The organism is Nocardia puris (genome assembly GCF_036051655.1).
GTDB classification, from domain to species: Bacteria; Actinomycetota; Actinomycetes; order Mycobacteriales; family Mycobacteriaceae; genus Nocardia; species Nocardia puris.
In genome coordinates this window covers 1,751,755-1,772,146 of the sequence record NZ_CP107943.1, presented here as the reverse complement: position 1 = coordinate 1,772,146, position 20,392 = coordinate 1,751,755, and the positions used below count along the sequence as shown (strand labels likewise).

19 protein-coding genes and 2 tRNA genes are annotated in these 20,392 nt (G+C 68.8%); 13 read left to right on the top strand and 8 right to left on the bottom strand.

What is annotated here, in order from left to right; all coding sequences use genetic code 11:
* Positions 1–63: 63 nt before the first annotated feature.
* The 6 genes from rsmG to rpmH all read right to left on the bottom strand — a co-directional run bounded on the left by rsmG (position 64) and on the right by rpmH (position 3,623).
* Entirely contained in the window at positions 64–837 is a 774-nt protein-coding gene (gene rsmG / locus OHB21_RS07825) for a 16S rRNA (guanine(527)-N(7))-methyltransferase RsmG (RefSeq protein WP_084537277.1), read from the bottom strand.
* Between the two features lie 110 nt (positions 838–947).
* Complete coding sequence (locus tag OHB21_RS07820) at positions 948–1,493, bottom strand: Jag family protein (RefSeq protein ID WP_067502771.1); 546 nt, start codon at positions 1,491–1,493, stop codon at positions 948–950.
* 75 nt (positions 1,494–1,568) lie between these two features.
* Positions 1,569–2,687 carry a membrane protein insertase YidC gene (yidC, locus tag OHB21_RS07815; protein WP_067502768.1) on the bottom strand — a complete coding sequence of 373 codons (1,119 nt, stop codon included), beginning with the start codon at positions 2,685–2,687 and terminating at the stop codon, positions 1,569–1,571.
* Positions 2,688–2,691: 4 nt separating this feature from the next.
* Positions 2,692–3,033, bottom strand: coding sequence for a membrane protein insertion efficiency factor YidD (gene yidD / locus OHB21_RS07810; protein ID WP_195125005.1), 342 nt, complete (start codon positions 3,031–3,033; stop codon positions 2,692–2,694).
* Between the two features lie 5 nt (positions 3,034–3,038).
* Positions 3,039–3,458, bottom strand: coding sequence for a ribonuclease P protein component (rnpA, locus tag OHB21_RS07805; RefSeq protein ID WP_084537274.1), 420 nt, complete (start codon positions 3,456–3,458; stop codon positions 3,039–3,041).
* Positions 3,459–3,479: 21 nt separating this feature from the next.
* Positions 3,480–3,623 carry a 50S ribosomal protein L34 gene (rpmH, locus tag OHB21_RS07800; protein WP_006550910.1) on the bottom strand — a complete coding sequence of 48 codons (144 nt, stop codon included), beginning with the start codon at positions 3,621–3,623 and terminating at the stop codon, positions 3,480–3,482.
* A gap of 581 nt (positions 3,624–4,204) precedes the next feature.
* Between rpmH and dnaA the strand changes: the two genes are divergently transcribed.
* The 11 genes from dnaA (at position 4,205) to OHB21_RS07745 (ending at position 17,924) form a co-directional block, all read left to right on the top strand.
* Positions 4,205–6,124, top strand: coding sequence for a chromosomal replication initiator protein DnaA (gene dnaA, locus OHB21_RS07795; protein WP_067502765.1), 1,920 nt, complete (start codon positions 4,205–4,207; stop codon positions 6,122–6,124).
* Between the two features lie 790 nt (positions 6,125–6,914).
* The gene (gene dnaN / locus OHB21_RS07790) at positions 6,915–8,090 is read left to right on the top strand and encodes a DNA polymerase III subunit beta (RefSeq protein ID WP_067502761.1); all 1,176 of its coding nucleotides are present in this window, start codon (positions 6,915–6,917) and stop codon (positions 8,088–8,090) included.
* Between the two features lie 51 nt (positions 8,091–8,141).
* Positions 8,142–9,326: a DNA replication/repair protein RecF gene (recF, locus tag OHB21_RS07785; protein WP_195125004.1), complete on the top strand. Its 1,185-nt coding sequence runs from the start codon at positions 8,142–8,144 to the stop codon at positions 9,324–9,326.
* Positions 9,327–9,674: 348 nt separating this feature from the next.
* Entirely contained in the window at positions 9,675–10,238 is a 564-nt protein-coding gene (locus OHB21_RS07780; protein WP_067502755.1) for a DUF721 family protein, read from the top strand.
* 156 nt (positions 10,239–10,394) lie between these two features.
* A complete protein-coding gene (locus OHB21_RS07775; RefSeq protein ID WP_067502751.1) occupies positions 10,395–11,294 on the top strand; it encodes an alpha/beta fold hydrolase in 900 nt (299 codons plus the stop codon).
* 446 nt (positions 11,295–11,740) lie between these two features.
* Complete coding sequence (gene gyrB / locus OHB21_RS07770; protein WP_067502748.1) at positions 11,741–13,780, top strand: DNA topoisomerase (ATP-hydrolyzing) subunit B; 2,040 nt, start codon at positions 11,741–11,743, stop codon at positions 13,778–13,780.
* A gap of 49 nt (positions 13,781–13,829) precedes the next feature.
* Entirely contained in the window at positions 13,830–16,343 is a 2,514-nt protein-coding gene (gene gyrA / locus OHB21_RS07765) for a DNA gyrase subunit A (protein ID WP_067502745.1), read from the top strand.
* A gap of 39 nt (positions 16,344–16,382) precedes the next feature.
* Positions 16,383–17,399, top strand: coding sequence for a DUF3566 domain-containing protein (locus OHB21_RS07760; RefSeq protein WP_067502742.1), 1,017 nt, complete (start codon positions 16,383–16,385; stop codon positions 17,397–17,399).
* 228 nt (positions 17,400–17,627) lie between these two features.
* Positions 17,628–17,701 (top strand) — tRNA-Ile (locus OHB21_RS07755).
* Between the two features lie 29 nt (positions 17,702–17,730).
* Positions 17,731–17,838: a DLW-39 family protein gene (locus OHB21_RS07750; protein ID WP_211334139.1), complete on the top strand. Its 108-nt coding sequence runs from the start codon at positions 17,731–17,733 to the stop codon at positions 17,836–17,838.
* Between the two features lie 13 nt (positions 17,839–17,851).
* Positions 17,852–17,924 (top strand) — tRNA-Ala (locus OHB21_RS07745).
* Positions 17,925–18,291: 367 nt separating this feature from the next.
* Here OHB21_RS07745 and OHB21_RS07740 read toward each other — a convergent pair.
* On the bottom strand, positions 18,292–18,753 hold the full coding sequence (locus OHB21_RS07740; protein ID WP_067502739.1) for a MarR family winged helix-turn-helix transcriptional regulator: 462 nt from the start codon (positions 18,751–18,753) through the stop codon (positions 18,292–18,294).
* A 76-nt stretch (positions 18,754–18,829) separates the two neighbouring features.
* Between OHB21_RS07740 and OHB21_RS07735 the strand changes: the two genes are divergently transcribed.
* Together OHB21_RS07735 and OHB21_RS07730 are read left to right on the top strand one after the other, a co-directional pair.
* The gene (locus tag OHB21_RS07735; protein ID WP_195124948.1) at positions 18,830–19,345 is read left to right on the top strand and encodes a DoxX family protein; all 516 of its coding nucleotides are present in this window, start codon (positions 18,830–18,832) and stop codon (positions 19,343–19,345) included.
* Positions 19,342–19,998, top strand: coding sequence for an intradiol ring-cleavage dioxygenase (locus OHB21_RS07730; protein ID WP_195124947.1), 657 nt, complete (start codon positions 19,342–19,344; stop codon positions 19,996–19,998). Before OHB21_RS07735 ends, OHB21_RS07730 begins: the two co-directional genes overlap by 4 nt.
* A 13-nt stretch (positions 19,999–20,011) precedes the next feature.
* On the opposite strand, the gene OHB21_RS07725 is transcribed toward OHB21_RS07730, so the two are convergent.
* Complete coding sequence (locus OHB21_RS07725; protein WP_195124946.1) at positions 20,012–20,383, bottom strand: hypothetical protein; 372 nt, start codon at positions 20,381–20,383, stop codon at positions 20,012–20,014.
* Between the last annotated feature and the right edge of the window lie 9 nt (positions 20,384–20,392).

Below are 20,392 nucleotides of genomic sequence, written 5' to 3'. Positions count from 1 at the left end.
GCCTCCGGCGACTCCGGTCGCTGGCCCGGTCGCCATCCACTCACGACACCACGGGCAAAGGGACTACTTCCCTGAGCGACGCCCCCGCGTAATCCCCCGACGCAGTCCCGGCGACGCATCCCCGGCACCCACCCTGTCTCGGCGACGAGCGACGCGCTCGGCGCGGGGGAGGCGCTCGGCGCTGATCACCAAGGTGGGGGTTTCGACGATGCCGACGCCGCACTCGAGGACTTCGAAATTGCCGGCGCCGGCGCGGGCGAGGGAGTCACCGTCGCGCTCGAGTTCGTCGGCGGCGCTGACGCCCTTGAGCGCGAGCATCCGCCCGTGGTCGCGCAGTAGCGGCAGCGACCACTGCGCCAGTTTGGCGAGCGGGGCGACGGCGCGGGAGGTGACGATATCGGCACCGCCCGCTTCCTTCATCACGCCGGACTGTTCGGCGCGGCCGCGGACGACGGTGATGTCGAGTCCGGCCTCCTCGATGAACTCACCGAGGAAGGTGGTCCGGCGCAACAGCGGCTCCACGAGGGTGATGCGGAGATCGGGCCGGGCGATGGCGAGCGGGATGCCGGGCAGTCCGGCGCCGCTGCCGATGTCGACCACCGTGACGCCCTCCGGCATCAGCTCGGCGACCACGGCGCAGTTGAGGATGTGGCGGTCCCACAGCCGCGGCACTTCGCGCGGACCGATCAGCCCGCGCTCCACACCGGCGGTGGCGAGCGCCGCGCAATAGCGCCGGGCGATATCGAGCCGCGCGCCGAACACCGTCGCGGCGGCCGGCGGTGCCGTCTCGGTCGGCAGCGCGGCACCTGCACCGGGTTCTCGTTCCACGTGAAACATCCTTCCGAGCTCGAGGTCGACCACACATGGAGAAGGCCCCCGGCCCGAGGGGGCCAGAGGCCAATCCAATCATCAATCGTCAGCGTGACGAAACGCGACGGGCTCCCGGGTCAGGACGGGACGACCACCACGTAGCGATTCGGCTCCACACCTTCGCTCTCGCTGCTGACTCCGTCGACGGCGGCGACCGCGTCGTGCACGATCTTCCGCTCGAACGGCGTCATCGGCGACAGCGATTCCGGCGCCCCCGACGCCAGCACCCGCTTGGCCGCTTCCGCGCCCAGCGAGCTCAGCTCCGAGCGGCGCTTGGCCCGCCAGCCCGCGACGTCCAGCATCAGCCGGCTGCGCACTCCGGTCGCCTGCTGCACGGCCAACCGGGTCAGCTCCTGGAGCGCGTCCAGCACCTCACCGTCGCGGCCGACCAGCTTCGACAGATCGCGCCCGCCGTCGATGCTGACGACGGCGCGGTCGCCCTCCACGTCCAGGTCGATATCGCCGTCGAAGTCCAGCACGTCGAGCAACTGCTCGAGGTAGTCGCCCGCGATCTCGCCCTCCTCGATGAGCGCCTCTTCGGCGTCGCTCACCACATCGTCGGCCTCGGCGTTCACCACGCTCGTCGCCACGGTGGCATCCCCTCCGTCGGTCTCAACAGTCATTTGGTTTCCTTCATCTCCTCCATCGCGCGGGCCGCTCGGCGCCGACGGCGCGCGATCACGAATGGTCGATGGCGATCAGCGACGGCGCTTCTGATTGGCGCGTCCACGCCCGCCGGAGCGCTTGCCGGCCCCCTGCTTGCGCTGCCCCGCGCCGCCCTTGTTCGCGGTCGTCTTCGACTTCGAGGTTCCGTTGGCCGAAGCCGTGCCGTTGGCCGAGGGCTCGGCATCGGACGGCTCGACGGCGTCGGTGACCTTCTCCGTGGACACCGGACGCTTCTTGGTGCTCACCGGTTTGGCGCCCGGCTTCGGGGCATTCTGCGCCCGCTGCTCGAGCTTGGCCTGTTTCTTGGCTTCCTCTTCCTTCTCCATGCGCCCGAAGACCAAATGCTGCTGACCGTAGGTCCAGATGTTGTTGGCGACCCAGTACATCAGGATGCCGATCATCAGGAACGGGCCGCCGACGAGCACACCGAGCGGGAACACGTACAGCGCCAGCTTGTTCATCAGCGCGGCCTGCGGGTTGGCCGCGGCCTCCGGAGACTGCCGCGCCACCGACGCGCGCGCGTTGAAGTGGGTCGCGATGCCCGCGATGATCATCAGCGGGATGGCGACGGCCGCGATGCTGAGCTTGGAGGGCACCCCGCCGTAATCCTCGAACGCGAGCAGTTCGTTGGCCGGGGCGATGATGTGGGCGGCCAGCGGCGCGCCGAAGATGCGGGCGCTCAGGAAGGACTGCACGTCCTCGGGGCTGAACGCGTAGTTGGCCAGCGCGGCGTTCTGCTCGGGAGTGAGGCCGAGCTGACCGAAGCCGTGGCCGGTGCGGTTGAACGAGCGGAGCACGTGGAACAGACCGAGGAACACCGGCACCTGCGCCAGGATCGGCAGGCAGCCCATGAGCGGGTTGAAGCCGTGGTCCTTCTGGAGCTTCTGCATCTCCAGCGCCATCTTCTGGCGGTCGTTCTTGTACTTCTTCTGCAGCTCCTTGATCTGGGGCTGCAGTTCCTGCATCTGTTTGGTGGTGCGCACCTGTTTGACGAACGGCTTGTAGAGCACCAGGCGCAGCGTGAAGACGAGGAACACGACCGACAGCGCCCAGGCCAGACCGTGGTCGGGGCCGAGGAACGGGATGGCCCCGAACACCTTGTGCCAGAACCACAAGATCCAGGACACCGGCCAATAGATGAAGTCGAGCACGGCTCTATGTACTCCCGTCGTTCGTGTCGCCTGACACCGCGTGCGGCGATCCTTTACAAGCGTGTGGCGCCGACGACGTGTCGGCGACTGCCCCGTTCCGCGCGCGGGATCGGCGCTCGGGAACGGGGTCCCACCCACCAGGGTGCCAGGGCGCGCATTTGGCCAAGCGCACGACCGTCAGTCCGAGGCCGACGAACAGGCCTCGGGTGCGCAGCGCGGTGACCGCGTACTCGCTACAGGTCGGCGTGAAGCGGCACACCGGCATGCGGGTGGGGGAGACATAGGTCCGGTACAGCTCGATCAAGAAGATCAGCGTGCGTGCGGGCAACCGGGCCAGGGAGGTCACGACCTTCACGTGCGCCCCGGTGCCTGTGCTACCCCCAGTTTGCGCAATCCGCCGCGCAGTTGGCGCAGCAGTTCGGCGGAGTCGGCGTGGGCGGCGCCGGGCAGCGCGCGGATCACCACGTCGGCGTCGGCCGGGAGTTCGGCGAGCACCTCGGCGCACATATGACGCAGGCGGCGGGCCACCCGGTGTCGTACCACCGCGGAGCCCACCGCCTTGCTGACAATCAAACCGAACCTCGGCCCGCCGACGCGGACGAGCGATCCGGTGTCCACCGGATCGCCGTGCCGTACGTGTGCGCCCACGATTCCTTCGTACTCGCGCACCAGCGCGTGCACTACCAGATCCCGCCTCCCGATTCGCTGGCCACGGCGCACCGTCCGGGAGAAGTCGGCACGATGATGCAACCGATGCGGCTCAGGCAACACCCGAGCGTCCGAGAGCGAGGATCAGGCAGTGAGGGAGGCGCGGCCCTTGCGGCGACGCGCCGACACGATGGCGCGACCCGCACGGGTGCGCATCCGGAGGCGGAAGCCGTGAACCCGCGCCCGACGACGGTTGTTCGGCTGGAACGTCCGCTTGCCCTTGGCCACGGTCAACACTCCTCAGGTAGGTGGGCATCGGTCGACGCCCGAAGTTTTCGGTGATACGTATGTGCGCGATGAATCGCGGTGTCATCATCGGCGCGAGTCGGTCCTGGCGCACACGGTCGTTCAAATGACCACACGCGGTCAGCACGGGACCGCCACCGCACCAAGGGGTGACTGTACGAGGGTACTGACCAGGCTCGGACGGGTCAAACTCGGCCCCCGGCTCGCCATATCGGCCGCCCGATCCGGTGACCTCGTCCACACCCCTGGGCAGGTCCGGCGGTCACCCGATCGTCACGTTGCCGCGAGGTTGCTGACAAACCGCAGGTCGGCGCCCGATACCGCCGTGACCCGGGGCGAAAGGCGAATTCCCCAGGGTTCTCCACATCTGTGGATAATTGTGTGGAAAGACCCTTGGAGTGGCATATTCGTAGAGCCGACGGCGCAGTGCCGCTGCCAGGAACGGGGGAATCCGAGCAGCGTCCCCACCGGCTGCGGACGTACGCGGGATCACAGAATAGCCCATGTCCGCCCGCAACCCCAGCCGTCTGCTCCCATCGACCTACTCCCGGGGAGGACACTGCATGGACGACGAGCAGAACGTGCTGGCCACCGTGTGGCCCGAGGTGATCGCCGAGCTCACCACCGGCTCCGCCGACGGCGCGATCCAGGCCGTGACCAGGGCCCAGCAGGCCTGGCTCAAGCTGGTCAAGCCGATCACGGTGGCGCAGGGGTTCGCTCTGCTCTCGGTGCCCTCGTCGCTGGCCCAGGAGGCCATCGAGCGCGATCTGCGCGAACCGATCCTGCGTTCGCTGGCCCGCAGGCTGGGTCCCCAGGTCGAAGGTCTGGGTGTGCGCATCGCGGCGCCCGCCACCTCGAGCAGCGCGCGAGCGGCGGCCGATCCCCGGCACGCGCGCATGACGAGCAGGCCCGAACGCACCAGGGAGGCCCCGCGCGCGCCCGCCGGATTCCCCGGCGAGCCGCCGAGCCGCACCGACTACCCGGCCCCGCGCTACGCGCAGCCGGGCGAGTTCTCGCCCGCGCCGGAGTACCCGGGCTCCTCGGATTATCCCCAGGCCGCCGAGTACGCGCCGAGCGCCGACTACACGCCGAGCAAGGATTACCCGGGCGCCGACGACTACCCCACCACCGTGTACCGCGCGCCGGTCGCGGGGGAGTACCCGGGCGACGCCGCGCAGGTGCCCTCGGTGTCCACGCCGCCGCGCCGCGAAGCGGGCCCCGGCTCGCGACGGGATTCCGCGCCGCCCGGACAGGAGTCGCTGTTCACGCCGGAACCGGTCCGCGGCCCGGCCCGGATGCCGCTGCGCGAGCAGCCCGCCGCCCACGAACCGGTGCGTGAGCAGGGCGAATCGCCGCGCGCCGAGCCCGAGGACGAGCCAGTCGTCGACGTGCGCAACTCGTGGCCCACCTATTTCGGCAAGAGCCAGGAGAGCGCGCCCGCGCCGGCCAACTCCTCGGCCAGCCTGAACGCGAAGTACACCTTCGAGACCTTCGTCATCGGCGCGTCCAACCGGTTCGCCCACGCGGCGGCCGTCGCGATCGCCGAGGCGCCCGCCCGCGCCTACAACCCGCTGTTCGTGTGGGGAGCGTCCGGCCTGGGCAAGACCCATCTGCTGCACGCGGCGGGTCACTACGCGCAGCGGTTGTTCCCCGGGATGCGGGTGAAGTACGTGTCGACCGAAGAGTTCACCAACGACTTCATCAACAGCCTGCGCGACGACCGCAAGGTCGCGTTCAAGCGGCGCTACCGCGAGACCGACATCCTGCTGGTCGACGACATCCAGTTCATCGAGGGCAAGGAAGGCATCCAGGAGGAGTTCTTCCACACCTTCAACACGCTGCACAACGCCAACAAGCAGATCGTGGTGTCCTCCGACCGGCCGCCCAAGCAGCTGGCCACCCTGGAGGAGCGGCTGCGCACCCGGTTCGAGTGGGGCCTGATCACCGATGTGCAGCCGCCCGAGCTGGAGACCCGCATCGCGATCCTGCGCAAGAAGGCACGCATGGACCGCCTCGATGTGCCGCACGACGTGCTCGAACTCATCGCCAGCCGGGTGGAGCGCAATATCCGCGAGCTGGAGGGCGCGCTGATCCGCGTCACGGCGTTCGCCTCGCTCAACGGCCAGCCGCTGGACCTGCCGCTGGCCGAGGTGGTGCTGCGCGACCTCATGCCCGACACCGCGGCGCTGGAGATCAACGCGAGCACGATCATGGCGGTCACCGCCGAGTACTTCAACACCACGCTCGAGGAGCTGACCGGCCCGGGTAAGGCCCGTCCGCTGGCCCAGGCCCGGCAGATCGCCATGTACCTGTGCCGCGAGCTCACCGATCTGTCGCTGCCGAAGATCGGGCAGGCGTTCGGCCGCGACCACACCACGGTGATGTACGCGGAGAAGAAGGTCCGCAAGGAGATGACCGAACGGCGCCGCGTCTACGACCAGGTGCAGGAACTCACAGCCCGGATCAAGCAGCGCTCGCGCTGAGCTTCCTCCACACCCTCGCACCGCCCCTGACCTGGGGCGGTGCTTTTTTGTGGCCTGTGGATTCCTCGAGGAATCCCTGTGGAGTCCTCGAGGAATCCACCGGTTTGTCCACCGATTCGTCCACAGGCCGTCGCGCGCGCTACTCACAGGCGGGTATCCACATCATCCACATCGATTCCACCCACAGGCCCTGACCTGGGCGGGGACCTGTTCATCCCTGTGGATTCCTCGAGGAGTCCGTGTGGAGTCCTCGAGGAATCCACCGGTTCTCCACCGGATGGTGCACAGGTGTGAACAACTGGGTGAATCCGGTGGAACAACTCGAGGACGACTCGAGGATGAACGGTGGACAGTTCGGGGCGCTCCACAGTCGTCCCCGATTCATCCTCGAGTCACCCCACGGTCATCCCCACGCCACCACGCCTACTGACCAGCGACAACGGCCGCAGTCCACAGATTCCACAGTGCCTACTACTACTTCAGTTCTTCTTCTAATAGATCTCTCTTCAAAACAGGGTGTGTGGAAAGTCGGGCCGAGAGGGTCACGTCCGGATCGGGGCGAGTTACACAGGCAAGGAGGAGAAGGGACACGGCCGATCCGATGCGAGGGGCGGACTAGGTTCACGCGCCGCGCGCGGGTAGGTTTTATGTCGGCCGTCTGTGCCAGACTTCGATAGGCGGCCGGACACCCCCTGAGTAGAACCAAGGCTGACCATTGGGGTCGCCGGGCCACACGGCTCGCGCGCCGCGCAGGTACGGATCACGGAACCGGGAGAGGACAGATCGGGCGATGGAGCTTGCCAGCATGAAGTTTCGGGTCGCTCGGGAGGATTTCGCCGAGTCGGTCGCCTGGGTCGCGCGCAGCCTGCCGTCCCGGCCTCCGGTGCCCGTGCTCGGCGGTGTGCTCCTGGTGGCCGGTGAGGACGGGCTGACCGTCTCGGGCTTCGACTACGAGGTCTCCGCGCAGATGCGCGTGGCGGCCGAGGTCGCGGGCCCCGGCGAGGTGCTGGTCTCCGGCCGGCTGCTCGCCGACATCACCAAGGCGCTGTCCAACAAGCCCGTCGACGTGTCCGTCGACGGCACCCGCGTGCTCATCACCTGTGGCAGCGCCAAGTTCTCGCTGCCCACCATGCCCGTCGAGGACTATCCCCAACTGCCCGAGGTCCCGCAGGTCACCGGTGAACTGGGTGTGGATGTGTTCGCCGAGGCGGTCGGCCAGGTCGCCGTCGCCGCGGGCCGCGACGACACGCTGCCCATGCTCACCGGCATCCGGGTCGAGATCGAGGGCTCCAAGGTCGTGCTGGCCGCCACCGACCGCTTCCGCCTCGCGGTGCGCCACATCGAATGGCAGCCCGCCCAGGCCGATATCGAGACCGCGGTGCTCATCCCGGCGCGCACGCTCTCGGAGTCGGCGAAGACCCTCGGCCCCTCCGACTCGCCCGTGCAGCTGTCGCTGGGGACCGGAGCGGGCTCCGACGGCCTGCTCGGCATCGTCAACGCGGGGCGCCGCACCACCACCCGCCTGCTGGACGCGGAATTCCCCAAGTTCCGCCAGTTGCTCCCCAAGGAGCACACCTCCCTGGCCACCCTCGAGGTCGCGGCTCTCACCGAGGCCATCAAGCGCGTGGCCCTGGTGGCCGAGCGCGGCGCGCAGGTGCGACTGGAGTTCTCCACAGAGGGCCTGCTGCTCTCGGCGGGCGGCGACGACGCGGGCCGCGCCGAGGAGTGGCTGGCCGCCGACTTCCGCGGTGAGTCGCTCACCATCGCGTTCAATCCCGGCTACCTGGTCGACGGACTGTCCGCGCTGCACGCCGACCGCGTGACCTTCGGGTTCACCACGCCCAGCCGTCCGGCGGTGCTGCTGCCCGCCGGCGAGGAGGAGCCCCAGGCGCTCGACTCCGGCGCGTTCGCGGCCCTGGACAGCCCGTACACCTACCTGTTGATGCCGGTCCGGCTCCCGGGCTGAGCGCGGGTGCGCGATCGAGCGCCCCGCCTCGTCGGCGGGGCGGGCTAGCCGATGTTCGTCCGGGCACTGTCGCTGCGTGATTTCCGCTCGTGGGAACACGTGGAGCTGGAGTTGTCCCCAGGCCGCACGGTATTCCTGGGGGCGAACGGCAACGGGAAGACGAATCTGCTGGAGGCGGCCGGCTACCTGGCCACCCTCGGCTCGCACCGGGTCGCCGCCGACGCGCCGCTGATCCGCATGGGCACCCAGCGCGCGCGGATCGGCGCGACGGTGGTGAACAACGGCCGGGAACTGCGCGTCGACATGGAGCTCAACCAGGGCGCCGCGAACCGGGCGCAGATCAACCGTTCGCCGGTGCGCCGTTCGCGGGAGATCCTGGGGATACTCCAGACCGTACTGTTCGCACCGGAGGATCTGGCGCTGGTGCGCGGCGATCCGGGAGAGCGGCGTCGCTTCATGGACGAGTTGTGCACAGCCCGTCTCCCCAGGCTGGCGGGTGTGCGCTCGGATTACGACCGGGTGCTGCGCCAGCGGTCGGCGCTGTTGAAATCCGCTGGGCGACAGGCCAGATCGCGCGCCGATCTGAGCACCCTGGACGTGTGGGACGGGCACCTGGCCGGGCACGCGGCGGTGCTGCTGGGCCAGCGATTGCGGCTGGTCCACGACCTGTATCCCCATCTGGCGCAGGCGTATCGGTCCATCGCGCCCGAATCCCGGCCCGCCGCAATCGGTTACCGCAGTTCGTATCTGCCCCCCGAATTCCTCGATCCGGCGCGTTCTCCACAGCCCGACGACGCCGAGACGCTGGAGGCGATTCTGCTGCGCGAGCTGGCCGCGGCGCGTCCCAAGGAGCTCGACCGCGGCGTCTGCCTGGTCGGACCGCATCGTGACGATCTCGAGCTCATGCTGGGTGACGCGCCCGCCAAGGGGTTCGCCAGTCACGGCGAATCCTGGTCGTTCGCGCTGGCGCTGCGGCTGGGCGCCTTCGACCTGCTGCGCGAGCAGGGCACCGAGCCGGTGCTCCTGCTCGACGACGTGTTCGCCGAACTGGACCGCCGCCGCCGCAAGGCGCTGGCCGCGGTGGCGGCGGGCGCGGAGCAGGTGTTGATCACCGCCGCCGTGCCGGAGGACGTGCCCGCGGAGCTGGAGGCCACACCCTTGCGCGTGGAGGCGGTGGGGGATGCCGCGCACCGGATCTCCCGCATCGCCGAACCCACCCCGGGAACCGTCACCTGACGATCTGTCCACAGGTAACCCCGATGTTCTGCACAGTTTCTCGGCCGCCACTGGACGCCGGATTCGTCGGCTGGTTCACGTACAGTGACCCGTACGCCGAGGTCCGCGGCGGTTCGCGGGTTCATCCCCAGGATCTGTGGATAACTTCGGCGGCGTGTCACCGCTCCCGTGCGGCGGCCGCGACCTCGCGGTCTCGGCCACCACCTGGGAAAAGTGCCACGAACAGGCGTTCGACCTCCGGGTCGGCGCGGTGCGGGCCCGGCGCGCGACGCGCCGAACGAGACCGCGCGGCCTGGGGACAAACGGTGAGAACTGGGGACAAACCCCGCGGGTGAAGGGAGCCGGCTGATGAGCGAGCGGCAGGAACCCGTGCCCCAGCAGCCCGGTGGCGAACCGGAGCTGCGCGGCATCGACCTGGCCCGGCGCGCGCTGGAGGAGGCACGCGCGGCCGCCAAGGCGAGCGGCAAATCGGTGGGCCAGGGGCGCGCCTCGCCGGTCCGCAAACTGCGCACCGGCGCGCGCAAGCGTTCGGGATGGTCCGGCGCCCGCCCCGACGACCGCGATCCCCAGTTGCTCTCCCAGTTGGCCTCGCGCATCGCGAAGTCCAGGGGCTGGGACGGCAAGGTCGCCGAGGGCACGGTGTTCGGCCGGTGGGCCGGTGTGGTCGGCGAGGACATCGCCGCGCATGCCACGCCGGTCGCGCTGCGCGACGGGGTGCTGACCATCGCCGCCGAGTCCACCGCCTGGGCCACCCAGCTGCGCATGCTCCAGAGCCAGATCCTGGCCAAGATCAACGCGGCGGTCGGCCAGGGCGTGGTCACCCAGCTGAAGATCTCCGGGCCCGCGGCGCCGAGCTGGCGCAAGGGGGAGCGCCACATCAAGGGCCGCGGGCCGCGCGACACCTACGGCTGACCGGCCCTGGCGACTGTCCGGTACCTGGTGTTACGTTCATCCACACCATCCACCGGGGACCCACCATGTGGTTCCACGTGAAACGCTCCCGACCCGATGCCGCGTCGGCCTGACGGCCGCGCGGTGCCGGCGACGGGCAGGAAAGGCGCAGCGACGATGACCACCACCACCGCGGGACCGTTCCCCGCCGCGGCCACGGCCACGGTACGCCGTGGCGATGTGGACCTCGCGGTGTTCGAATGCGGTGATCCCCAGGGCATTCCGATCCTGCTGGTGCACGGCTGGCCCGACACGCACGTGCTGTGGAACGACGTCGCCGCCCGGCTGGCCGCCCGCTTCCGCATCCTCGCGGTCGACAACCGCGGCGCGGGCGCGAGCAGCGTGCCCGATGACGTCGCGGCGTACCGGCTCGAGGAGCTGGCCGCCGACGTGCGTGCGGTCGCCGACGCGCTCTCGCCCGACCGCCCGGTGCACATCCTGGGCCACGACTGGGGTTCGGTCATCGGCTGGGAGCTGGTCGCCGACCCCGGCGCGGTGAGCCGCATCGCCTCGTTCACCTCGGTCTCCGGCCCCAACCTGGACTTCCTGGGCGCCTACCTGCGCGGACCGCTCTCCCCGGCCCGGGTGCGCGGCGCGCTGGCCCAGAGCGTCGCGTCGGCCTACACCGTCGCGTTCCAGATCCCGGGGCTGCCGAATCCGGTGCTGCGCGCGCTGTCGAGCCGGTGGCCGCGCTTCCTGTCGTTCTTCGACGGACTCGACCCGGCCGTGGTGCGCACCGCGCCGACGCTGGAGCGCGACATGATCAACAACCTGAAGCTCTACCGCGCGAATATCCGTGCGCGCCTGGGCCGTCCGCATCCGCGCCCGGTGGACGTGCCGGTGCAGCTGATCGTCTCGACCGGCGACCGCGCGGTGCGCCCGGTGGTGCACGCCGAGGCCGACCGCTGGGTCGCCGACCTCACCCGCACCGAGATCCCGGCCCGGCACTGGTCGCCGTTCACCCATCCCGCCGAGCTGGCCGACCGCACCGCGGAGTTCGCCACGCGCCACGCGTGAGCGAACGGATACACCGGCTCGCCGCGCGCACGCCGCAGCTGAGCGTCAGCGCGGCGCAGACGTGAACGAACGTGGCGAGCGAACGGATATGCCAGTGCTCCGCGCGCACCGGGGCCCAGTGTCGGAGAGGCGGAACCACGCGCCGCGAGCGGCCGCCGGGCACACCGGTCTGAGAACATCGGAGAGTCCCTGAAACCGTCGCGAGGCGGACCGGACACGTCGAGATCCGATTTCTCGCAGCCACGACGCCGTCAGGGGTGTCGTAGGTGCATTGTGAGTCGGGTCTACCAGTAGGATGGTGGCGTAACTAGCGGCGAACCTTCGGCGCGCCCGCGCATCGTCCGCGTCTGACCGGTGTATCTCGACCATTTCCACACCCCCGGGCCAGACGTGTGCGACGCGGTCGACGCGCACCGTGGTCAGCAAGTAAGGAGAGCTACCGACCAGTGGCTGCCAAGGACTCCAACGAATCGACCCAGGCGAAATCAGGCGATTACGGTGCCTCCTCCATCACCGTCCTCGAGGGACTCGAGGCGGTGCGCAAACGTCCCGGTATGTATATCGGCTCCACGGGCGAACGCGGTCTGCACCACCTGATCTGGGAGGTGGTCGACAACTCCGTCGACGAGGCGATGGCGGGCCATGCCTCCCAGGTGTCGGTGACGCTGCTGGCCGACGGCGGTGTCGAGGTGGTCGACGACGGCCGCGGCATCCCGGTGGCGATGCACGCCCAGGGCGTCCCGACGGTCGAGGTCGTCATGACCCAGCTGCACGCGGGCGGCAAGTTCGACTCCGACTCCTACGCGGTGTCGGGCGGTCTGCACGGCGTCGGCATCTCGGTGGTGAACGCGCTGTCCACCCGGGTGGAGGTGGAGATCGACCGCGACGGCTACCACTGGAGCCAGACCTACAAGGACGCCTCGCCCAGCAAGCTGATCCAGGGTGAGCCGACCGAGCGCACCGGTACCACGGTGCGGTTCTGGGCCGATCCGGAGATCTTCGAGACCACCACCTACAACTTCGAGACGGTCTCGCGCCGCCTGCAGGAGATGGCGTTCCTGAACAAGGGCCTCACCATCGTCCTCACCGACGAGCGGGTCTCCGACTCCGAGATCACCGACGAGGTGGTCAGCGACACCGCCGAGGCGCCCAAGCACGCCGAGCCCGGCACCGAGGCCCCGGTGGAGCACAAGGTCAAGACCAGGACCTACCACTACCCGGGCGGTCTGGAGGACTTCGTCCGCCACATCAACCGCACCAAACAGGCCATCCACAACTCGGTCGTGGGATTCACGGGCAAGGGCACCGGGCACGAGCTCGAGGTCGCCATGCAGTGGAACTCCGGCTACTCCGAGTCGGTGCACACCTTCGCCAACACCATCAACACCCACGAGGGCGGCACTCACGAAGAGGGCTTCCGCGCGGCGCTGACCACGGTGGTGAACAAGTACGCCAAGGACAAGAAGCTCCTCAAGGAGAAGGACGGCAACCTCACCGGTGACGACATCCGCGAGGGCCTGGCCGCCATCGTGAGCGTCAAGGTCGGCGATCCGCAGTTCGAGGGCCAGACCAAGACCAAGCTCGGCAACACCGAGGTGAAGTCGTTCGTGCAGAAGACCTGCAACGAGCACCTCACGCACTGGTTCGAGGCCAACCCGGCCGACGCGAAGACCATCGTGCAGAAGGCCGTGTCCTCGGCGCAGGCCCGGGTGGCGGCGCGCAAGGCGCGCGAGCTGGTGCGCCGCAAGTCGGCGACCGACCTGGGCGGCCTGCCCGGCAAGCTGGCCGACTGCCGCTCCAAGGATCCGAGCAAGTCCGAGATCTACATCGTGGAGGGCGACTCCGCCGGCGGCTCGGCCAAATCCGGTCGCGACTCGATGTACCAGGCGATCCTGCCGCTGCGCGGCAAGATCATCAACGTCGAGAAGGCGCGCATCGACAAGGTCCTCAAGAACAACGAGGTCCAGTCGATCATCACCGCGTTCGGCACCGGCATCCACGACGAGTTCGACATCGCCAAGCTGCGCTACCACAAGATCGTGCTGATGGCCGACGCCGACGTGGACGGCCAGCACATCTCGACCCTGCTCCTGACGCTGCTGTTCCGCTTCATGCGCCCGCTGGTCGAGCACGGGCACGTGTACCTGGCGCAGCCGCCGCTGTACAAGCTCAAGTGGCAGCGCGCCGATCCGGAGTTCGCCTACTCCGACCGCGAGCGCGACGGCCTGCTCGAGGCGGGCCTGGCGGCGGGCAAGAAGATCAACAAGGACGACGGCGTGCAGCGCTACAAGGGTCTAGGCGAGATGAACGCCAAGGAACTGTGGGAGACCACCATGGACCCCGCGGTCCGGGTGCTGCGCCAGGTGACGCTGGACGACGCGGCCGCGGCCGACGAGCTGTTCTCGATCCTGATGGGCGAGGACGTGGAGGCCCGCCGCAGCTTCATCACCCGCAACGCCAAGGACGTTCGATTCCTCGACGTGTAGTGCGCGCGTGCCAACGCCCCGACACGTCCTGCCCTTCTGAGGAGACTTCATGACCGAGACCACGCTGCCCCCGAACGGCGGTGCGGGCGACCGGATCGAACCGGTCGACATCCAGAACGAAATGCAGAGCAGCTACATCGATTACGCGATGAGCGTGATCGTGGGCCGCGCGCTGCCCGATGTGCGCGACGGCCTCAAGCCGGTGCACCGGCGCGTGCTCTACGCCATGTACGACAACGGCTACCGGCCCGACCGCGGGTACGTGAAGTCGGCCCGCCCGGTCGCCGAGACCATGGGCAACTACCACCCGCACGGTGACGCGTCGATCTACGACACCCTGGTCCGCATGGCCCAGCCGTGGTCGCTGCGCTACCCGCTGGTGGACGGGCAGGGCAACTTCGGTTCGCGCGGCAACGACGGCGCGGCCGCCATGCGCTACACCGAGTGCCGCCTGACCCCGCTCGCGATGGAGATGCTGCGCGAGATCGACCACGAGACGGTCGATTTCACGCCGAACTACGACGGCCGCTCGATGGAGCCGACCGTGCTGCCGAGCCGGGTGCCGAACCTGCTGATGAACGGCAGCAACGGCATCGCGGTCGGTATGGCGACCAATATCCCGCCGCACAACCTGACCGAGCTGGCCGAGGCCATCTACTGGGCGCTGGAGAACTACGACGCCGATGAGGAAGCCACCCTGGCCGCGTGCATGGAGCGGGTGAAGGGCCCCGACTTCCCGACCCACGGCCTGATCGTCGGCAGCCAGGGCATCCACGACGCCTACACCACCGGCCGCGGTTCCATCCGCATGCGCGGTGTGGTGGAGATCGAGGAGGACAACCGGGGCCGCACCACGATCGTCATCACCGAGCTGCCCTACCAGGTCAACACCGACAACTTCATCAACTCGATCGCCGAGCAGGTGAAGGACGGCAAGATCGCCGGCATCTCCGATATCCACGACGAGTCCTCCGACCGCGCGGGCCTGCGCATCGTGGTGACGGTCAAGCGCGACGCCGTCGCCAAGGTGGTGCTGAACAACCTCTACAAGCACACCCAGCTGCAGACCAGCTTCGGCGCCAACATGCTGTCCATCGTGGACGGGGTGCCGCGCACGCTGCGCCTGGATCAGATGATCCGCTACTACGTGGAACATCAGCTCGAAGTGATCATCCGGCGCACCCGCTACCTGCTGCGCAAGGCCGAGGAGCGGGCCCACATCCTGCGCGGCCTGGTCAAGGCGCTCGACGCGCTGGACGAGGTCATCGCCCTGATCCGGCGCTCGGCCAACACCGACACCGCGCGCACCGGCCTGATGCAGTTGCTCGACATCGACGAGATCCAGGCCACCGCGATCCTGGACATGCAGCTGCGGCGCCTCTCGGCCCTGGAGCGGCAGAAGATCGTCGACGAACTGGCCAAGATCGAGGCCGAGATCGCCGACCTCAAGGACATCCTGGACAAGCCGGAGCGCCAGCGCGCGATCGTGCGCGACGAGCTCGCCGAGATCGTGGACAAGTACGGCGACGAGCGGCGCACCCAGATCGTCTCCGCCGACGGCGATGTCGCCGACGAGGATCTGATCGCCCGCGAGGACGTGGTCGTCACGATCACCGAGACCGGCTACGCCAAGCGCACCAAGACCGACCTGTACCGCTCGCAGAAGCGCGGCGGCAAGGGCGTGCAGGGCGCGGGCCTCAAGCAGGACGACATCGTCAAGCACTTCTTCGTGACGTCCACGCACGACTGGCTGCTGTTCTTCACCAACAAGGGCCGGGTGTACCGGGCCAAGGCCTACGAGCTGCCCGAGGCCAACCGCACCGCGCGTGGCCAGCACGTGGCGAATCTGCTGGCGTTCCAGCCCGATGAGCGGATCGCCCAGATCATCCAGATCAAGTCCTACAACGACGCGCCCTACCTGGTGCTGGCCACCCGCAACGGCCTGGTCAAGAAGTCGCGCCTGGTCGATTTCGACTCCAACCGCAGCGGCGGCATCGTCGCGGTGAACCTGCGCGATTCCGACGAGCTGGTCGGTGCGGTGCTGTGCTCGGCCGACGACGACCTGCTGCTGGTCTCGGCGCAGGGCCAGTCGATCCGCTTCTCCGCCACCGACGAGGCGCTGCGCCCGATGGGCCGCGCCACCTCCGGTGTGCAGGGCATGCGGTTCAACGCCGAGGACGAGCTGCTCTCGCTCAACGTGGTGCGTCCGGACACGTATCTGCTGGTGGCGACGTCCGGCGGCTACGCCAAGCGGACCGCCATCGAGGAGTACACGGCCCAGGGCCGCGGCGGTAAAGGCGTATTGACTATCCAGTTCGACGCCCGGCGTGGCACCCTGGTCGGTGCGCTCATCGTCGACGACGAGGATGAGTTGTACGCGATCACGTCCGGCGGTGGCGTCATCCGGACGGCGGCCAAGCAGGTTCGTAAGGCGGGACGACAGACCAAGGGCGTGCGATTGATGAACCTCGCCGAGGGCGATACGTTGCTTGCTATCGCGCGCAATGCCGACGAACCCGACGCGGTCGACGGCGGCGACGACACCGGTTCCTCTCAGCAGTAACCCACAAGCGGCGGCAACGAACGGATCTGAGGATTCCCATTGACCACTCCGAATCAGCCGAATGACGGGCACCAGAGCAACGGTGTGACCGAGCGGATCGCACCGTCCCCGATTCCGCCGCGGCCGATCCCCCGGCCGAGCGGTACGGCCGAGAACGGACCGCAAGGCGGGGGCCAGCCGCACGAGGCGCCCGGCAATCCGGGTCCCGAGGGCGGCGAGGCGCCGCAGGAGGGCTTCGACCAGGAGACGGTGCGGATGGGTCAGTCCGAGCAGGCGAAGGGCCCCGAGTCGGGGCCCAAGCCCGGCGCGGGCGGCCAGTCGCAGTACAAGGAGGGTTGGTCGCAGCTACCGCAGCGGGAGCCGCAGTCCAACCTGTACCGGCCCGGTCAGTCGCCGGTGTCGGGGCGACCGCCGGCCAGCGGCAACGGTGGCGGTGTCGGGCTCGGCGGCGGCGTCTCCAACGCGCGCACCACGGCCGACCTGGCCGCCAAGGCCGCGCGCAAGGAAGCCGCGATGGTGAAGTCCGTCGGCATCGACGGGCCCACCCGCAGCATCGCCCGCCCGGAACTCATCAAGGACATGCCCGACCTGTCCGAGATCCGGCACCCGCTGCCGCCCTCCGAACCCGCCGCGCCGTCGGCGCCCACGCCGTCCTCGCCCGCCATGCCGGTCGCCGTCGCGGCCACCGTGTCGGGCGACCCGCTGCGCGCCACCGTGCAGGTCCGCCGCATCGACCCCTGGTCGACGCTGAAGATCTCGCTGGTGATCAGCGCGTCGCTGTTCGTGGTGTGGATGCTGGCCGTCGCGATCCTCTACATCGTGCTGGCCGGTATGGGCGTGTGGGAGCGGCTCAACAACACCTTCACCGACATGGTGTCGCAGGAGAGCGGCTCCGTCGGCCTGATCGACGCGGGCACCGTGTTCGGGTACGCCGGTGTGATCGGGTTGATCAACGTCGTGCTGTTCACCGCCCTGGGCACCGTGGCGGCGTTCATCTACAACCAGTGCTGCGACCTGGTCGGCGGAATCCAGGTCACGCTGGCCGACCCGGACTAGTCCGGTCTGGACGATGACGGCCGGTGTCCGCGAGCTTTGCGGACACCGGCCGTTCCTGTTCCGGGGGGAGTTCCGCGCGGTATCGGGTGCACTCCGATCGCCCGCCCAGGGGCTCGCCCGCCCGTTCGGGCAACGCCCGTTTCGGGCCCTTTACCAGCCGTTTTGGTTCGGTGGGCGGGTGTTGTGTAGTCTCTACTGGTCCGGCCAGCACGGACACGATCGGAACACGGGCCTATAGCTCAGGCGGTTAGAGCGCTTCGCTGATAACGAAGAGGTCGGAGGTTCAAGTCCTCCTAGGCCCACTCCCGAACATCACAGTAGGGTGGGAACCATGAAAATTCTCCTGACGCTCGGCGTCGCGGTGGCGGTTCTCCTCGGCATCTCCAAGCTGCGCAAGCGCGACGACGCCGACCTCTGGCACGAGGTCACCACCCGCTGACTCACCCGATCCCGGGGCCTTAGCTCAATTGGCAGAGCACCGCCTTTGCAAGGCGGGGGTTAGGGGTTCGATTCCCCTAGGCTCCACTCGATGGCGAACCCATGCTCATGGAGAGCATGAGCCGGGTCTCGTTTCGCGTGTTTTTGCGGGGGCGCAGCCCCGCGCCCCGTCCGGAGGGGCTTTGCCCCCCGGACCCCCTGTTCGGGCCGCGCCTGATTTGTTGTGCGGAGTCCATATGTCGGTTCCCAGGTGTGCCTGCTAGGTAGTGCCGTGTTCGCAGGTAGTGGTTGCGGGGGCCGTCAAGGCGTGTTGGTTCCTGATTGGACAGGGCAGGCTCGGTTGGGGTGGCCGGGGTTGCGGGGGCCGTTGAGTTGCGTTGACTCTCGATCAGCCAGTACGTCGGGCACGGTCGTTGGGCGCTTACCGATGACATCTCGTGGTGTTTCAGCCTTTTCAGTTCCCCCAGCGTTCGGCGTCGTTGGCGGCCAGGACTCTGGCCAGGAGGGTGGTCAGGGTCTTCTGTTCGGCGGGGGTGAGGACGTCGAGGAAGCCTTTCTGGGATTCGGTGGCTACGGGGCGTAGTTCCTTGGCGAGGGTTTCGCCGGTGGGGGTGAGGGCGATCTTGTTGCGGCGGCGGTCGTCGGGGTCCTGGGCTCTGGTCACGAGGCCGCGGCGCTGGAGTTCGTCGATGCGGCCCACCAGGTGGCTCTTGTCCAGGTCCAGGGAGTCGGCGAGCTGCTGCTGCGACAGGGGGCCGAAATCGTCCAGGGCGCTGAGCACGGCCTGATGCCCAAGGCGCAGCCCCCGTTCGGCGAGCGCGGCCTCCAAACGCTTACGCCCGAACTTCGACACCTGCGAGGCCAGATACGAAGGCTGGGCGAGCAAAGACGGCGGGCGCTGCCGGTGGACTGCCATCACGCGACTATAGCGACGGCACAAACTGTTGCACTCCGCTACTATTGCGATAGGCCACTAATTGAGGGATACGCTCATGAACCACACGGACCAGGGATCCCAACGCATCGGCGCCGATCGATCAGCTCTCGCATTGCTGACCGGCGACGCTCCCCGATCGCTCATCGACGGCGCTCTCCTACTGCTTCGCCTGGCTCTGGGGGTGACCTTCTTCGCCCACGGGATGGACGCGTTCCAGAATCTCGGGGTGTCGGGGGTGATCGACGCCCAGCGCGAGGCGGGCATCCCGCTTCCGGAAATCGCGGGACCCTTCACGGTGTTCGTCGAGCTCCTCGGCGGCCCGTTGCTGGCTCTCGGAGCGCTCACCCGCCCCGTCGCGACCGCGCTGGGCGTGATCATGGTGGGGGCCTTCGCCTTCATCCACGCCCAGTACGGCCTGTTCGTCGAAAACGGCGGCTACGAACTGGTTCTCGTCCTCGCGGCCGCCTGCGCACTGCTGGCCGTGCAGGGTTCGGGCCGCTTCGGCGTCGATGGCCTGCTCGCCACCCGGCGCACCGGGAACACTCCGGTGCGCGCGAGCGGCCGGGTATGAGTGCGGGAGCACCGAACCGCCGGACGGTCCTGACCGCGCTCGGGGTGGGGCTGGCCGCGGCCGGCTGCGGCGTGGACCGTCCGGTCTCGACCGCCCCGCCCGGCGGTTCCGCGCCCGCCTGCGTGCTCACCCCGGAGGGCACCGAGGGGCCGTACTACGTGGACACCGATCTGGTGCGCGGCGACATCCGGGAGGACAGGCCCGGAATCCCACTGGCACTGCGCGTTTCCGTGGTCGACGCGGGCGCGTGCGCACCGCTGCGCGGCGCCGCCGTGGACATCTGGCACGCCGATGCCCACGGCGACTACTCCGGTCTCGGCGAGGGCAGCCGGTTCCTGCGCGGGATCCAGCACACCGATGACGCCGGAACAGCTACGTTCGCCACGATCTTCCCCGGCTGGTACGACAACCGCACCGTCCACATCCACGTCAAAGTGCACGTGGGCGGGCGGGAAATCCACACCGGCCAGCTCTACTTCGACGACGAGATCACCTCGGCGGTCGCGACTTTCGCGCCGTACACCGACCGCACCGAACCCCGCACGCGCAACGACCGTGACTTCCTCTTCCGGCGCGGCCACGCCCTCTTGGCGGTGTCCGGCCACCCGAGCGAGGGCTACCGGGCCGAGATCACCCTCGGGATCAACACCTGAACGACCACGCCGATCACGCCGTGGTGTAGGGGGCCGGGGGTTGGGCGGCGGCTCCTTCGCGGGCGGCGATCCACGTGTCGTGCAACCACATTTCGGCGGCGCGTCGGCCCGCGGCGGAATCCCAGGTGATGTCGCGTTCGTAGGTCAGGATCGTCTCGTCCGCGCCGACGATGGCCCAGACGTAGCGGCCGTTCGCGTGCCTGGTCTTGACCTTCGTGCCCGCCACCGTGACGGATGTGCCGTCGGCGAGGGTGAGGTGTTCGCCGCCGAGCCGGTATGCGGCGGGTTGGTGACGGACGACGGTGACCTCGCGGCAGCTGTTCCGCTCGACGGGCCCGACGCCGTCTGCCGAGACGGCAGCACTGCGCAGTTGGCCGGTGTGCACGTAGAAGAC

Coding starts and splice junctions, on each gene's coding strand:
- recF (WP_195125004.1), top strand. CDS start 8,142: ATGTTCGTCCGGGCACTGTCGCTGCGTGATTTCCGCTCGTGGGAACAC.
- OHB21_RS07730 (WP_195124947.1), top strand. CDS start 19,342: ATGAGTGCGGGAGCACCGAACCGCCGGACGGTCCTGACCGCGCTCGGG.
- dnaA (WP_067502765.1), top strand. CDS start 4,205: ATGGACGACGAGCAGAACGTGCTGGCCACCGTGTGGCCCGAGGTGATC.
- OHB21_RS07820 (WP_067502771.1), bottom strand. CDS start 1,493: ATGACTGTTGAGACCGACGGAGGGGATGCCACCGTGGCGACGAGCGTG.
- OHB21_RS07735 (WP_195124948.1), top strand. CDS start 18,830: ATGAACCACACGGACCAGGGATCCCAACGCATCGGCGCCGATCGATCA.
- OHB21_RS07775 (WP_067502751.1), top strand. CDS start 10,395: ATGACCACCACCACCGCGGGACCGTTCCCCGCCGCGGCCACGGCCACG.
- OHB21_RS07780 (WP_067502755.1), top strand. CDS start 9,675: ATGAGCGAGCGGCAGGAACCCGTGCCCCAGCAGCCCGGTGGCGAACCG.
- OHB21_RS07750 (WP_211334139.1), top strand. CDS start 17,731: ATGAAAATTCTCCTGACGCTCGGCGTCGCGGTGGCGGTTCTCCTCGGC.
- dnaN (WP_067502761.1), top strand. CDS start 6,915: ATGGAGCTTGCCAGCATGAAGTTTCGGGTCGCTCGGGAGGATTTCGCC.
- gyrA (WP_067502745.1), top strand. CDS start 13,830: ATGACCGAGACCACGCTGCCCCCGAACGGCGGTGCGGGCGACCGGATC.
- rsmG (WP_084537277.1), bottom strand. CDS start 837: ATGTTTCACGTGGAACGAGAACCCGGTGCAGGTGCCGCGCTGCCGACC.
- OHB21_RS07740 (WP_067502739.1), bottom strand. CDS start 18,753: ATGGCAGTCCACCGGCAGCGCCCGCCGTCTTTGCTCGCCCAGCCTTCG.